Source organism: Pseudomonas sp. Pseusp10, from assembly GCF_059492225.1.
Genome location: NZ_CP168528.1, coordinates 4,672,336 through 4,686,235 on the forward strand (window position 1 = coordinate 4,672,336; position 13,900 = coordinate 4,686,235).

Annotated in this window: 11 protein-coding genes and 2 pseudogenes; 5 read left to right on the forward strand and 8 right to left on the reverse strand. The window is 61.6% G+C overall.

All coding sequences use genetic code 11. From position 1 onward, the window contains the following. Positions 1-346: 346 nt before the first annotated feature. Both ACEN8Z_RS21110 and ACEN8Z_RS21115 read right to left on the reverse strand, forming a co-directional pair. Positions 347-1,273 (reverse strand): LysR family transcriptional regulator, encoded by a 927-nt coding sequence (locus ACEN8Z_RS21110; protein ID WP_495595540.1) that lies wholly within the window; start codon positions 1,271-1,273, stop codon positions 347-349. 47 nt (positions 1,274-1,320) lie between these two features. Next, positions 1,321-2,310: an MBL fold metallo-hydrolase gene (locus tag ACEN8Z_RS21115; protein ID WP_495595541.1), complete on the reverse strand. Its 990-nt coding sequence runs from the start codon at positions 2,308-2,310 to the stop codon at positions 1,321-1,323. 263 nt (positions 2,311-2,573) lie between these two features. Here ACEN8Z_RS21115 and ACEN8Z_RS21120 point away from each other — a divergent pair, with 263 nt between their 5' ends. Continuing rightward, positions 2,574-3,014, forward strand: coding sequence for a helix-turn-helix domain-containing protein (locus ACEN8Z_RS21120; protein WP_495595542.1), 441 nt, complete (start codon positions 2,574-2,576; stop codon positions 3,012-3,014). Between the two features lie 36 nt (positions 3,015-3,050). Here ACEN8Z_RS21120 and ACEN8Z_RS21125 read toward each other — a convergent pair whose 3' ends face one another. Next, the gene (locus tag ACEN8Z_RS21125; RefSeq protein ID WP_495595543.1) at positions 3,051-3,875 is read right to left on the reverse strand and encodes an alpha/beta fold hydrolase; all 825 of its coding nucleotides are present in this window, start codon (positions 3,873-3,875) and stop codon (positions 3,051-3,053) included. A gap of 37 nt (positions 3,876-3,912) precedes the next feature. After that, on the reverse strand, positions 3,913-4,488 hold the full coding sequence (locus ACEN8Z_RS21130; RefSeq protein WP_495595544.1) for a flavodoxin family protein: 576 nt from the start codon (positions 4,486-4,488) through the stop codon (positions 3,913-3,915). A gap of 381 nt (positions 4,489-4,869) precedes the next feature. On the opposite strand from ACEN8Z_RS21130, the gene ACEN8Z_RS21135 reads away from it, so the two are divergent. Further along, positions 4,870-7,674, forward strand: coding sequence for an ATP-binding protein (locus ACEN8Z_RS21135; protein WP_495595545.1), 2,805 nt, complete (start codon positions 4,870-4,872; stop codon positions 7,672-7,674). On the opposite strand, the gene ACEN8Z_RS21140 is transcribed toward ACEN8Z_RS21135, so the two are convergent. Then, positions 7,639-9,123 carry an ATP-binding protein gene (locus ACEN8Z_RS21140; RefSeq protein ID WP_495595546.1) on the reverse strand — a complete coding sequence of 495 codons (1,485 nt, stop codon included), beginning with the start codon at positions 9,121-9,123 and terminating at the stop codon, positions 7,639-7,641. The two genes, ACEN8Z_RS21135 and ACEN8Z_RS21140, sit on opposite strands and share 36 nt — an antisense overlap. A 162-nt stretch (positions 9,124-9,285) precedes the next feature. Further along, positions 9,286-10,236, reverse strand: a complete 951-nt coding sequence (locus ACEN8Z_RS21145; protein ID WP_495595547.1) for a GlxA family transcriptional regulator — start codon at positions 10,234-10,236, stop codon at positions 9,286-9,288. A gap of 328 nt (positions 10,237-10,564) precedes the next feature. Here ACEN8Z_RS21145 and ACEN8Z_RS21150 point away from each other — a divergent pair, with 328 nt between their 5' ends. Beyond that, entirely contained in the window at positions 10,565-11,287 is a 723-nt protein-coding gene (locus tag ACEN8Z_RS21150; RefSeq protein ID WP_495595548.1) for a pirin family protein, read from the forward strand. A gap of 99 nt (positions 11,288-11,386) precedes the next feature. Here the strand turns inward: ACEN8Z_RS21150 and ACEN8Z_RS21155 are convergent. Then, positions 11,387-11,501, reverse strand: a pseudogene (locus ACEN8Z_RS21155) (LysR family transcriptional regulator); the annotation flags it as partial. Between the two features lie 53 nt (positions 11,502-11,554). Between ACEN8Z_RS21155 and ACEN8Z_RS21160 the strand changes: the two are divergent. After that, positions 11,555-11,668 (forward strand): annotated as a pseudogene (locus tag ACEN8Z_RS21160) (zinc-binding dehydrogenase); the annotation flags it as partial. A gap of 123 nt (positions 11,669-11,791) precedes the next feature. After that, positions 11,792-12,748, forward strand: a complete 957-nt coding sequence (locus tag ACEN8Z_RS21165; protein ID WP_495595549.1) for an alpha/beta hydrolase — start codon at positions 11,792-11,794, stop codon at positions 12,746-12,748. Here ACEN8Z_RS21165 and ACEN8Z_RS21170 read toward each other — a convergent pair. Next, on the reverse strand, positions 12,727-13,770 hold the full coding sequence (locus ACEN8Z_RS21170) for an AraC family transcriptional regulator (RefSeq protein ID WP_495595550.1): 1,044 nt from the start codon (positions 13,768-13,770) through the stop codon (positions 12,727-12,729). The genes ACEN8Z_RS21165 and ACEN8Z_RS21170 overlap by 22 nt on opposite strands. Positions 13,771-13,900: the final 130 nt, after the last annotated feature.

Sequence of the window (13,900 nt, forward strand, 5' to 3'; positions counted from 1 at the left end):
ACACCCGCTTCTCACCACTCATCAGGCCGAGCGTTAGCTCGCCTGCAGCTCTTGATCTTGATCCACCCGTCCCCTCGGCAGGCTGAGTGGAGGCGTTCATCCGGGGGTAGGCGCGCAGCGCCGTTCGGCGCAGCCGAACACATCGAGAGGAGGTCGAGCGAAGCCGACCGGAGGCGATGCCCCCGGATGAATGCCGGAGCGAAGGAACCCCGAGCCTAAGCGAGGGGCCGTACGTCAGGGGCGAGCGTTTTTTTGCTTACTTTTTTTAGGCGCTTGTAAAAAAAGTGAGTCGCCGTAAGGGCGAAGCCATAAGCCGCCGTTACCAAAGAAACGGATATGTACACAGTCAGGAGGGAACATCCAAAGGCAAAGCCACAGACATGAACTGACCGATCCGCGACCGCAACCACCGCTCCGCCGGATCATTGTCATGCACCCCGCTCCAGGCCATCGACAATTGCGCCGCCTCAATCTCGAACGGCGGGTCCTCGGCCCGCAACCCACACCCCTCAACCAACGCACACGCCGCATAATCGGGCACGGTGGCAATCATCTCGGTACCGGCGAGCAGCGCCCGCAACCCACTGAACTGCGGCACCCCCAGCACGACACGACGACTACGCCCGACCTTCGCCAGGTCCAGATCGATATTGCCACTCAAGTCCCCCGAAAACGACACCATCGCATGGGGCCGTTCGCAGTACTCATCCAGGGTCAACGTTCCCGGCCGGGTATCGCCGCGCAGCACTTTGCAGGGAATATCGCGCAGCTTCTTGCGCTTGGCATTGGCCGGCAAATCCGTGGTGTAACTCACGCCCACCGAGATCTCCCCCGACGCCAGCAGCGCCGGCATCAACAGGTAATTGGCCCGCCGCACGACCACGACGATGCCCGGTGCTTCCTCTTGCAACTGACGCAACAACGGCGGAAACAAACCGAACTCGGCATCGTCCGACAGCCCGATGCGGAACACATCGCAACTGGTCGCCGGATCGAACTCCTTGGCCCGGCTGACCGCACCGGAAATGGTGTCCATCGCCGGCTGCAACTCCTTGAGAATCGCCAGTGCCCGCGCCGTCGGCTCCATGCCGCGACCGTTGCGCAACAGCAACGGATCGTCGAACAGATCGCGCAAACGACCCAGCGCGGCACTCACCGCCGGCTGGCCCATGAACAGTTTTTCCGCGACACGGGTCAGGTTCTTTTCGAACATCAGGGCTTCGAAAATCACCAGCAGGTTCATGTCGACGCGACGCAGATCATTTCGGTTCATAGACACGGGTTCCTTGTATGTTCGGCCAGGCGCGAGTGCTATGGACTTTACTCGATCAACGGCACGTTTGCCGCTCGTTTGTACGGCCCGTACTCCACCGGCACCCACTCGAAATGCTTGCCTTGGGCGGTGATATGACCGATGCCGGGGAATGGCAGGTGCGCAGCCGTCACCCAGGTCTTGCTGGCGGCCGCGGCACTGAACACCTGGTTGCGACTGTTGATCGCTTGCCGGCTGTTGACGTCGAAACCGATCGATACCTCAGGGTGCAGGAACTGCACGGCGAGGTTGTGTACCAGGTCGCCCATGAACAGGATGCTTTGCCCTTGGGAGGTGAAACGGTACGTGGTGCTGCCCGGCGTGTGCCCGGCTTCCAGTTGCGCCTCGACCACACCCGGCAGCGGTGACTGGCCGGGGGTGAAGGTCTTGAAACGACCAGCGGCAACGTAAGGCGCGGTGGAGTCCTGGGCCACCTTGAAGAAGCCCTTGGCCGCTTCCGGTGCCTTGGCCAATGCCTGCGGGTCGAGCCAGTAGTCGGCTTCGGCCTTGGCCGCGTACACCGTGGCGTTGGCGAACACCGGTTGCTGCTGGCCGTCAACCAGACCGCAGACGTGATCCAGGTGCAGGTGGGTGATCAGGATGGCGTCCACCTGCTCCGGTTTGTAGCCGGCCGCTTGCAGGTTGGCCGGCAGCTGGCCGGCAGTAGGACCGATGCACTGCCCTGCCCCGGTATCGATCAGGATCAGTTGTTGACCGGTGTTGACCACAAAGGCGTTGAAGGCGGTCTGTACACCCGGGGTTTCAATCGAACGACGGGCCAGCAGTGCGCGGATCTGGCCCTGGCTCATGCCCTGCAACAGCTTGGGCGACAGATCGTTGTAGCCGTCGAACAGCGCCGTCACTTCGTAATCCCCCAGCGCCAGGCGGAAGTAACCGGGTACTTGCGTGCCCACCTGCGCGGGCGCCTGGGCCAGTGCGCTGGCGGATATCAGAACCAGGCCGATGGTGCCCAGCGTTCCCTGCCACGTCCGTTTCATCTGCTCACCTTTTCAAGCCAACCGGCGGTCCGTTATGGCCCGCGCCACGTTGCGCATCTTGTGCCAATCGCCGTTACTTACACTTGCAGCGATGTGCTCTGTTCACATCTTCGGGCATGGAATTAACAACGTTTAACTCGTCAGCCACTCGGGCCGCCTCCAACAATGAAGCCCTCAGCGCAGAACTGTTTTTTTCCAGAGAAACGGTGCTGATCGCTCGAACCGGGCGCCAGCGCTTTTCCTCCCCCGACCGGACAATGGCCATGGCTTACCCACAGCACACCACCGCCCGCACACCCCGCAAGACCAACACCGGTGGCCTCAGCCCGCAGCGCGAAAAACGGGTTAAACAACTAATCCTCGAACGCCTCGGCGACAGCCTGGAAGTCACCGAACTGGCACAGGCCTGCGCCCTGTCGCGCAGTCATTTTTCCCGCGCGTTCAAGTGCAGCACCGGCCTCTCGCCACAAGAATGGATTCGCCAGCAGCGCGTTGCCCTGGCCAAGCAATTGATCCAGTACACCGACATGAGCCTTACGCAAATCAGTCTCGAATGCGGCTTCTGCGATCAGGCGCACTTCTGCCACATCTTCACCCGAAGCGAAGGCATCAATCCGTTTGCCTGGCGCTGTCAGTTTGTCCGCCGCAACGGCAAAAGATCGCAGCCTTCGCCAGTTCCTACGGGCATGCACGCTAGCGTGTAGGAACTGGTGGAGGCTGCGATCTTTTGAACTGGCTTTTTAACCTTTCAAGAACGCCAACAGATCCGCGTTGAGCTGATCCTTGTGGGTGTCCGTCAAACCGTGAGGGGCGCCCGGGTAAATCTTCAGCGTCGAGCCCTTCACCAGTCTGGCGGAGGAGACGCCCGCCGCTTCGTACGGCACAACCTGATCCGCGTCGCCATGCACGACCAGGGTCGGCACGTCGAACTTTTTCAGATCTTCGGTGAAGTCGGTTTCCGAGAACGCCTTGATGCAGTCATAGGCGTTCTTGTGGCCGGCCATCATGCCTTGCATCCAGAACCAGTCGATCATGCCCTGGGACGGTTTCGCCTCCGGTTTGTTGAAGCCGAAAAACGGGCCGCTGGCGAGGTCGATGTACAGCTGCGAACGGTCGGCCAACGAGGCCTGGCGGATGCCGTCGAACACTTCCAGCGGCAGGCCACCGGGGTTGGCTTCGGTCTTGAGCATCAGGGGCGGCACCGCGGAAATCAGCCCGGCCTTGGCCACGCGTCCGGTGCCGTGGCGACCGATGTAACGCGCCACCTCGCCACCGCCGGTAGAGAAGCCGAACAGCACGACGTTTTGCAGATCGAGCAGCTCGATCAATTGCGCCAGATCGTCGGCGTAATGATCCATGTCATTGCCGAACCAGGGCTGGCTGGAACGCCCATGGCCCCGACGGTCGTGAGCGATGACCCGGTAGCCCTTGGAGGCCAGGAAAATCATCTGCGACTCCCAGCTGTCGGCGTTCAGCGGCCAGCCATGGCTGAAGACAATCGGCTGGCCGGTGCCCCAGTCCTTGTAGTAAATCTCGACGCCGTCGCGGGTGGTGAAGGTGCTCATGGGTGATGCCTCCTTAACGAGGGTTGGGGGGGGTGAATCAAACCGGTAGTTGGTTCATGCGATCCGCCAGGCGCGCCACGCGTTCGCCCAAGTGCGCGGCGGTGCAGCGATCCTCGGGCGGAGGAGCATCGTCGGGGGACTGCTCGACATTCGACTGGGCCATGGCGCCGAGAGAGCTGCCCAATCGGTTCAGTTGTCCGTTGAAAGCGCCGGTACTGGAACGCGCCGGCAGCAGGTCAAGGCCGACCCAAATCATCGAGTGTTGGGCGGCGAACACCGCCATCTGCAGCAAAGTGTTGAGCTTGTCGCCGCACAGGCAGCCGGAATTGGTGAAGCCGGCCGCGAGCTTGTCGCGCCAGGGCTGGGCCAGGTAGAACGCCGCCGTGGCCTCCATGAACGCCTTGAAGGCCGCCGAGGCGCTGCCCATGTAGGTCGGCGCGCCAAAGATGATGGCGTCGGCGTTGTGCAGCCGCTCCCAGTGCTGCTCCACCTCCTCGACCGGGATCAACTGGCAGGTGCTGCCCAGGTGCCGTTCCACACCCGTGGCCACGGCTTCGGCCATGACCCGGGTGTGCCCGTAGCCACTGTGATAGACCACCACCACGTTGCTCATTGCTCTGTCCTTGCGATGGGTTGAATTCCCTTGTAGGAGCGAGCTGGCTCCGGGCGGCGTTCCGACGATGGTGTGTCAGCCACATGGGTGTCGACTGATACTCCATCGCGAGCAAGCTTGCTCCTACAGGGATAGAGTTTTGAGCGCAGACCGGATGCAGGACGAGTTAAACGTTGTTAATTTTCCATGGCGCGCAAAAAGCCCCGGCAGGCCCTGTCCATCTGTCGCGCCCAATGTTCACGGGACCGACAGCCACTGGCCGATACGCTACAGTCAGCGCCTGCACCCAACAGTCACCCGGGCGGTGCATTGCGCTACGTAAAAAACCTGAGGAATATGCTCGAAAACCGCGTACCAGACGGATGCAGCAGGAGCGACTCGTTGACCCTTTCCCCCGAACAGGCTGTGCATTTCGGCCCCTACCGGGTCTACCCCGGACAACGCCTGGTGATGGAGGCCGACCATCCCTTGCGCCTGGGCCGGCGCGCCATGGACATCCTGTTGATCCTGCTGGAGCACGCCGGCAACGTGGTCAGCAAGCAACAACTGATCGCCCGGGTCTGGCCCAACAGCGTGGTCGAAGACATCAACCTGCGGGTACACATGGCCGCGTTGCGCAAGGCGCTCGGCGACGGTCAGACGGGTCAGCGCTACATCATCACAGTGGCCCAGCGTGGGTACAGCTTCGTCGCACCGTACTCTCTGGAACAGGCCGGGCAACCGCCGGCACCGGCGGCCGCCACGCCGAGCCGGCATAACCTGCCGGTGCGCCACACGCGCATGATCGGCCGGCAGAACCTGGTTGATAGTCTGATAGTGCAACTGCCACGCCAGCGCTTCATCACGCTCGTCGGTCCCGGCGGCATCGGCAAGACCACCGTGGCCTTGCGGGTCGCCGAACAAATGATCGGTCGCTACCGGGACGGCATTCGCCTGCTGGACCTGGCCCCGATCAATTGCCCGCTGATGATTGACGGCCATCTGGCGACGTTGCTCGAACTGGTCCTGCACGACGACGAACCGATGGACAGCCTCGCAACCTTCCTGCGCGACAGGCACATGCTGCTGGTCATCGACAACTGCGAACACCTGATCGACGCCATTGCCCACCTCTGCGAAAACATTCTGCGCAGTGCGCCGCACGTGCACATTCTCGCTACCAGCCGCGAGAACCTGCGGGCCGAAGGAGAATTCGTCCAGCGTCTGGAGTCGCTCGACTGCCCACCGCCCATCGCCGTCCTCGACCGTGCCCAGGCCATGACCTTTTCCGCCCTGCAACTGTTCGTCGAACGGGCCATGGCCAGCCACGACAGCTTTGAACTGACTGACGACGAGCTACCGCTGTTGATCGACATCTGCCACCGACTGGACGGTATTCCGCTGGCCATCGAACTGGCAGCGGCGCAAGTGGGCCACTTCGGACTGCACGGCTTGCTGGCGCAGTTGCAAAGCAGCTTCCGGGTGCTGACTCACCCCGGTCAGGCGCCCCTGGCACGCCATCAGACCCTGCGCGCGACACTGGATTGGAGCTTCGAACTGCTCAACGCCTGCGAAAAGACCTGCCTGCGCCGACTGAGTGTATTCCGCGGCGGCTTTACCCTCGAGTCGGCAGCGGCAGTGATTGTCGGCGAACACATCGAACCTCGCGAAGTCTTCGGCTCGATCACCCAACTGGTCGCCAAGTCCTTGTTGAATGTGGAGGTGGGCGACGAAGACGTGTACTACCGCCTGCTCGACACCACCCGCCGTTACGCCCTGGAAAAGCTCACACAAACCACCGATCTGCCCGGCACGCGGGAGCGTCATGCCGAGCGCTGCCTGGCCCTGATGCAACAGGCGCAGAACGACTGGGAGAAAACGACGACCGGCCTGTGGCTCGAGCGCTATGGCCGGGCCCTGGATGATATCCGCGCGGCCCTCGACTGGGGGTTGCACGCGCAAGGGCCGCAGGCACTGGCGATACGCCTGGCCGCGACGTCCGCCCCCCTGTGGCAGGAGCTGTCACTGCTCAAGGAACACGGCGGTTATGTGCGCAAGGCGCTGGCCTTGCTCGACCAGTCACCGGAGCCTTGTCCGCGTTTGCAGATGGCCCTGAAGCTGGCCCTGGGCAGTGCCTGTTATCACACGCAGGGCGGTACCGCCGAAACCGTTGGAGCCTTTGTCGGCGCAAGAGCCCTGGCCCAACAGTGCAACGATGTATCCGGTCAATTGCGGGCGATTTCCGGGCACCTGGCAGTCAATCTCAGCTGCGGTCATTATCAAATGGCTCTGGAACAGAGTCGGCAGTTCGATCAACTGGGGTTGCATGACGATACCCTGATGTCCCTGAGCATGCATCGATTGCGGGTGCTGGCCCTGCATTTCTCCGGCGACCAGCAACAGGCTCGGGACGATGCCGATCAAGTGCTGCAGCGCATGGCCCACAACGGTCGCCTCAACCGTTTCACCCATGGTTTCGGCGTGCAATACGACCAGAGTGTCGCGGCACTGACCATTCAGGCGCGCATCCTCTGGTTGCAGGGCCAACCGGAACAAGCCTGGCGCACAGCCCGGCAGGCGCTGGACATCGCGTTGCAGATCAACCACGGCACATCGATCTGCTACACCCTGGCGCTCTCCGGCTGCCTGATCGCTTACTACAACGGCGACACCCGCAGCGCCCGCGAACTCCTGCGGCGGCTGCTGGAACAGGCGCAGAAACACTCGGTTCAACTGTTCTATAACTGGGCGCAACACTACGCGCAGGTGATCGGCGGCACCCAGGTCCCGCCTGCCAGGCAGCGAAGTGTCGGGTTGATCAAAGACATCATGGTCACGCTGGACTCGACCTGTGTCGATGACGCCTTGCTCGAACGCGCAGAAAACGGTGCGTCAGGCTGGAGCACGGCGGAGATTCTGCGCGCCAGGGCCCAGACGCTGCTGGCAACGGATTGTCCGGTCAAAACCGCAACGGCAGAAGCCGTGCTGTTCAAGGCACTCAACGTGGCCAGGACTCAGGGTGCGCTGGCCTGGGAATTGCGCAGCGCCACCTCGCTGGCGCAACTGTGGCAGCGACAGGGCCGCCACCAACAGGCGCATGAACTGTTGGCACCGATCTACCAGCGCTTCACCGAAGGTTTTTCCACGCCTGACCTGATAACGGTCCGCCGCTTACTCGGCGAGTTGCAATGCCACCTGCCGGCCTGAAGTCCAGCGTGTCTGACTGATGTAGCGGGCATAACGCATTTCAAGGGCGCGCAAATCACCGCTGAGTTCGAGTTTTTCCAGCGCGTAGGTGCGGGTGGTGTTGAGGAAGCGGTAACGGGTCACTGCCCCGCCCTGCTCCAGGGACAGTAGTGACTTGAGTGCCAGGCTTTCCATCACCTTGACCAGCTCGGCGGCAGGCAGCCTGTCGCAGCTGATCACGCCAATCGCTGCGTCCCGGGTAAAGGCCATTTTGAACACGGCCAGACGCTGCAACACGGTTTGCTCCACGGCAGTCAACCGTTCGTAGCTCCAGTCCAGCGCAGCTTTGAGCGTCTGATGCCGGGGAACGGCTGTGCGGCGGCCCTGGGTCAGCAGCTGAAAACAGTTATCGAGTTGCGCCTGCAACCCCACCAGCGCCAACGCATCGATTTGCGCCGCGGCCAGTTCAATCGCCAATGGCAGGCCGTCGAGGCGTCGGCAGATTTCGCGCACGGTCTTGAGGTCTTGCTCGCGCAGGGTGAACCCTTGCTGACGGGCTCGGGCACGGCTGACGAACAACTGCACCGCCGAATAGTCCATGACCTCGGCGACACTGCGTAACCCTGACACCGGTGGCACCGCCAGCGGTGGCAGGCACAATACGGTTTCGCCCGCCGCCTTGAGCGGCTCGCGGCTGGTGGCGAGGATCGACAGCCGCGGCATCGAATGCAGCAGTGTCTCGACCAACGTCTGGCAGCGTTCGAGCAGGTGCTCGCAATTGTCCAGCACCAACAAGGCATGCCGCTGTGCCAGCGCTTGCAGTGTGGTGCCGACCTTCAGTTCGAGGGTACGTGTGAGGTGATCGGTCACTTGCGCCGGGTCGTCGATCGCCGCCAGGTCCACCAGCCACACGCCGTGCCGATAGTGCTGCAACAACAGTTCGGCCACGCGCAGCGCCACGGTGGTCTTGCCGATCCCGCAAGGCCCGACCAGGGTCATGAATCGCCGCACCGGCAACTGCCGCACCAGGCTGCCGACAACCGCATCGCGCCCGGTGATCGACGTGAGCCGCGCCGGCAGGTTGTGCAGGGGCTTTTGTACGGTCTCGCTCGGGAACGATACAGGCTCCGGCGAATGCCGCACCGGGGCGACAAAACTGTAGCCGTGCTGGGGAATGTTGACGATGTAGCACTGGCCGTTCTGCCCGTCGCCCAAGGCACGACGCAGGGCGGCGATGTGCACCCGCAGGTTGATCTCTTCGACCACCGAGCGCGGCCAGACCTGCGCAATCAACTCCTCCTTGCTGACCACCGAGCCTGCGTGCTCGACCAGTACCTGCAACACATCAAGGGCGCGGCCGCCCAGGCGCAGCGGTCGATCGCCCTCCAACACCAGTCGCTGACTGAGGTGGAAGGCATAGGGACCAAATTGCAGCACCGCTTCGCTGTTTACATCTCTGAGGCTGTTCATGCGCTGTCACCCGCTGGAAGCCTGGCTCGGTACGCGAGTCCATCCCAGGCTCCGCACCTTCCTTGCAATGAGTTCACTGGTATCTTGGCAGGCCTCGGTGACGGTACAACTGCCACGGGGGGAGCGTCACGGCCATTGCGGTGCGCACAACGGACACACGCGCTAGCTGAACTGCTCGCGGTATTGAGTCGGGGTCAGGCCAAGCTTTTCACTGAACAGAAAACGCATGTGCCGCACGCTGCCGAAGCCACTTTTGAATGCCACCGTCTTGAGCGGCAGCTCGGTGGTTTCCAGCAGGTTCCTGGCGCAATCGATGCGTGCGCTTTGCAGAAACTCCATCGGCGTCATGTTCACGTCCCGGGCAAATACCCTGGCGAAATGCCGCGGGCTCATGTTGGCCAGGTTCGCCATGCACTCGATGCTGTAGGTTTCATCAAGGTGTTCGAGCACATGGTTCTGCACACGGGTAATCGCGGTTTCCTGGGGAGCCACCGCCGCCATCAGCGGGCTGAACTGCGCCTGCCCGCCCTGGCGCTTCATGACCACCAGCAACACCTTGGCCACGTCCTGGGCGACTTTTTTGCCATGGTCCTGTGCCACCACCGACAGCGCCAGGTCGATCCCGGCTGTCACGCCGCCGGAGGTGATCAGGTTGCGGTCCTGGACAAAGATCTGATCGGTCTCGACGGTCGCTTTCGGAAAGCCCTTGATCAGCCGCTCGGTGTAGTGCCAGTGGGTGGTGACGCGATAGCCGTCGAGCAACCCCGCATGCCCCAACACGAACGCCCCGGTGCAGATCGAGCCATAAGCGGCGGACCGGCGGACGTTGTGCCTGAGCCAGGCGAGCAACGGCGGATGCCTTTCGTTGTAGGCACCGGGGCCACCGGGCACCAGCAGCAAATCAAAACCTTCGCAGGCCTGGTCGATGTGCCGGTCGGCGTGCACGATCACCCCGTTGGATGCCCGCAGTGCGCCGGGCTCGGTGCCGATGGTCGTCAGCACATAGTGATCGTCGGGTTTCAGATAACGATTGGCGATGGAAAACACTTCCATGGGCCCGGCCATGTCGAGCAGGAGAAAGTCGGGAAACAGCACCATTGCCACGGTTTTCATGGATTGGAATTCGCCGGGATCAAAGTATTGGGTGACTAGGACACCAAACCCTTGTGGGAGCGAGCTTGCTCGCGATAACGGTCTTACATTCAACGAATTCGGTGACGGAAAGATTGTCATCGCGAGCAAGCTCGCTCCCACAGGTTTCGGTGTTATGCATTATGGCCAGCCGCAGGCCAGACGTCGGAAAAGAATAACTGATTCGCGCCCGAAGATTGTCAATCTGGAAGAGACAGTATTTCAGTTTTCACCTACTTATTGCACCAATCAGTAAACATTAACCTTCTCCTCAATCGGACGAATTCACGTCCCTACAGGAGATTTCATCATGCTGACTCTTCGCAAAGCATCGGATCGTGGCCTGGCCAATCACGGCTGGTTGAAGTCGTTCCATACCTTTTCCTTCGCCAACTATCGCAACCCGAAAGAGCAGGGTTTTTCTGACCTGCTGGTGATCAACGACGACCGCGTCGCCGCCGGTAAAGGCTTCGGCCAGCACCCGCACCGCGACATGGAGATTTTCTCCTACGTGCTGGAAGGGGCCCTGGAACACAAGGACACCCTGGGCACCGGTTCGGTGATCCGTCCCGGGGACGTGCAACTGATGAGCGCAGGCAGCGGCGTGGCCCACAGTGAGTTCAACCACTCCAGCACCCGGCCGGTGCACTTTTTGCAAATCTGGATCGTGCCCGACGTCAGCGGTGCCAAACCGCGCTATCAGCAAGAGCACTTCAGCACCCAGAAGAAGCGCGGGCGCCTGCAACTGATCATCTCGCCGGACGGTGCCAAGGGTTCGCTCAAGGTGCGCCAGGATGCACGGGTGTATGCCGGCCTGATCGACGGCAAGGAAAGCGCCACCCTGGAGCTCGCCACCAATCGCTACGCCTATGTGCACGTGGCCCGGGGCAGCGTCGAACTCAACGGAATGTTGTTGCAGGAAGGCGACGGGGTGCGGGTCCGCGAAGAACAGGCGCTGACCTTGAGCAACGGTGTGGATGCCGAAGTATTGGTATTCGACCTGCGCCCACAGGAACTGCCGCAAATGCCATGACAGATCCCTGTGGGAGCGAGCTTGCTCGCGATGCGTTGTGTCATTCAACAGTGATGTCGTCTGACACTCCGCCATCGCGAGCAAGCTCGCTCCTACAGGTTATTCGCCGGTCCCGGCGAACCCCACGACAATTTCATCAATCACCGCCCGGACCCTGGCCGTATGCCGCAGGTCCGCGTGGGTCACCCAGCCGGATGTCATAGGGCGATGTCCGCTTCGCATTTTGCCTCGCTGAGAATCTGTGTGGTGGCGTCCAGTTGCACCCGAACATCCGGGTGTTGCTTGATCGACCAGGTTTACCCGCTCACTGACGCGGCACTGGCCCACGCCCGGATGGAAGCGGGCGATCACATCGGCAAGATAGTCCTGCGTGTGGACTGATACCACGCCAGTATCGGGAGGCAGCAATTTGTAACCGTTGCGCCTCAACGATGGTCGGAAAAATCTCCTGATACACGACTTCATCTGTTAAAACCCGTGCTTCACGTTCTGCTGGGCCGATCAATGTCTGCTCCCCTCCTCGCTCACTTGCGCCGACGCTGGCTGTCGTGGCTGTGCATGGCTGTGCTGGTAGTTGGCTTGCCGGTAAGTTGTGGGGCGCTCAAATATAAAGAGCGCGAGTTGCTGTTCCGCATCGAACCAGGCACGGCGGGCTGGTATCGCGGACTGCCGCAAGATGTTCAAGAGTTCGATATCAAGCCCGCCAGCTACAAGGCCGGGCAAAACCTGCATGCCTGGTGGTGGCCAGCCGCCCGCCGCGATGCGCCGTCAATCCTCTACCTGCATGGGGTGCGCTGGAACCTTACTGGCCAGGCGTTTCGCATCGAGCAATTACGTGCCATGGGCTATTCAGTGCTGGCCATCGACTACCGCGGCTTCGGTCAGAGCAAAGGGGATTTGCCCTCGGAAGCCAGTGTCTACGAAGACGCACACGTCGCCTGGGAGCGCTTTACCGCAATGCAACCGGACGCCAACAAGCGTCTGATCTACGGGCATTCACTGGGCGGTGCAGTGGCCATCAACCTCGCAGCAGACCTGGCAGCACAGGCGAAAAAACAGCATGTCGCGGTACCGGTGCGCGGTCTGGTTATCGAGTCTTCCTTCACTTCGTTGGGCGATGCGGTCGCGGAAGTGGCCGACAACAACCTTCCCGTGAACTGGCTGCCAGTGCGCTGGCTGTTGTCGCAGAAGTTCGACTCCATCGACAAGATCGTCGATATCGACATGCCGCTGCTGGTGGTCCACGGCCTGTCCGACCCGTTCATGCCTTCACAATTCAGCCAGCAATTATTTAATGCCGCCCAGGAACCCAAGCACTTGCTATTGGTACCCGGCGGTACACACAACAACAGCATGAGCCTGGGTGGAAACCAGTATCGCCAGGCACTTGATGGCTTGCTCAAGGCAGGACCCCGTCAGTTGGCCGGGCCGGCGGTGGTTCAGGGGTCGCAGGGTTCCTGAAGCGGGGCGCCCTGTTCCCCCTGATAACGGGCCCGATATCGCCCCGGACTTTCCCCGGTCCACTTCTTGAACGCCCGATGGAAGGCACTGGGTTCCTGGAAACCCAGTTGCTCGGCGATATCGCTGATGCTCGCCTCGCTCTGACGCAATTGCTCAAAGGCCACGCCCCGACGGACTTCGTCCTTGATCTCCTGGTAGGAGCAACCCTCACGTTCCAGTTTGCGGCGGAAGGTGCTGGGGCTCAGGTGCTGCTCCAGGGCAAAGGCCTGTAAGGTCGGCCATTCACTGTAATGACTGCCGCGCAAGCGCTGATGAACCTGTGATGCCAGGCCATGCTGGTTACGGAAGCGGATCACCAGCCATTGCGGCGCGGTACGCAAAAACACTTTCAGCGACGCCAGATCCTGAACCACCGGCAAGCGCAGGTAGTGGCTGGCAAATTCGATTTCGGTGCGCTCGGCACCAAAGGTCAGGTTGGGGCCCCAAAGCAGGCGGTCGTCACCCAGCGACAGGCGCGAATGGCGGAAGTCCGCACGGTCAATGGGAATGCGCCGCCCGCCCAGCCAGCACAGCAGACTGATCATCAACACCAGGAACGTTTCTTCACCAAACCGGCTGGCATCGTTGTCCGTCGAACAGGTTTCCAGGCTGATGACCGCACGCTTGCCACGCACGGCCAGCGAGCCGCGAAAGTCGCGAAGGAACAACCCGAAGTTGGCCAGGCACTGACGCATGGCCTTGTGCAGATCGGGTTCCTGAATCAAGGCCCGGCAAATCAGGGCAAAACTGCCCGGTGGCATGCCATGGGAATCGAGCCCGAAAAACTCATCGTCGAGCTCGCGGATCTGGATCAGCCACAACGCCGCAAACGCGTTGGCCGGCACCCGCGCCGTGGGTTGTTGCATGACCGCCGGATCAATGCCCGCCTGTTCGAGCACTGCCTTCACGCGCTGCGGATCGTCCCTCAGCCCATGGATCATTGCCTGCACGAAATAGGCAGCAACCGAGTCCTTTTCCCGCATTGGTACGCTTCTCTCTCATCACCCGAATGGCAAAAAACATCAGTGCCGTTGAACAGTTTTGGCATAGGACAACCGCCCTGCCGGCTCTAGACTCGCGGCAATAGTACGCCTTCGACCGCAGTCGCGGCCA

Bases quoted from the DNA above. Each gene is read 5' to 3' on its own strand.
- ACEN8Z_RS21115 (WP_495595541.1), bottom strand. From the start codon at position 2,310: ATGAAACGGACGTGGCAGGGAACGCTGGGCACCATCGGCCTGGTTCTG.
- ACEN8Z_RS21125 (WP_495595543.1), bottom strand. From the start codon at position 3,875: ATGAGCACCTTCACCACCCGCGACGGCGTCGAGATTTACTACAAGGAC.
- ACEN8Z_RS21120 (WP_495595542.1), top strand. From the start codon at position 2,574: ATGGCTTACCCACAGCACACCACCGCCCGCACACCCCGCAAGACCAAC.
- ACEN8Z_RS21145 (WP_495595547.1), bottom strand. From the start codon at position 10,236: ATGAAAACCGTGGCAATGGTGCTGTTTCCCGACTTTCTCCTGCTCGAC.
- ACEN8Z_RS21170 (WP_495595550.1), bottom strand. From the start codon at position 13,770: ATGCGGGAAAAGGACTCGGTTGCTGCCTATTTCGTGCAGGCAATGATC.
- ACEN8Z_RS21110 (WP_495595540.1), bottom strand. From the start codon at position 1,273: ATGAACCGAAATGATCTGCGTCGCGTCGACATGAACCTGCTGGTGATT.
- ACEN8Z_RS21150 (WP_495595548.1), top strand. From the start codon at position 10,565: ATGCTGACTCTTCGCAAAGCATCGGATCGTGGCCTGGCCAATCACGGC.
- ACEN8Z_RS21140 (WP_495595546.1), bottom strand. From the start codon at position 9,123: ATGAACAGCCTCAGAGATGTAAACAGCGAAGCGGTGCTGCAATTTGGT.
- ACEN8Z_RS21130 (WP_495595544.1), bottom strand. From the start codon at position 4,488: ATGAGCAACGTGGTGGTGGTCTATCACAGTGGCTACGGGCACACCCGG.
- ACEN8Z_RS21165 (WP_495595549.1), top strand. From the start codon at position 11,792: ATGTCTGCTCCCCTCCTCGCTCACTTGCGCCGACGCTGGCTGTCGTGG.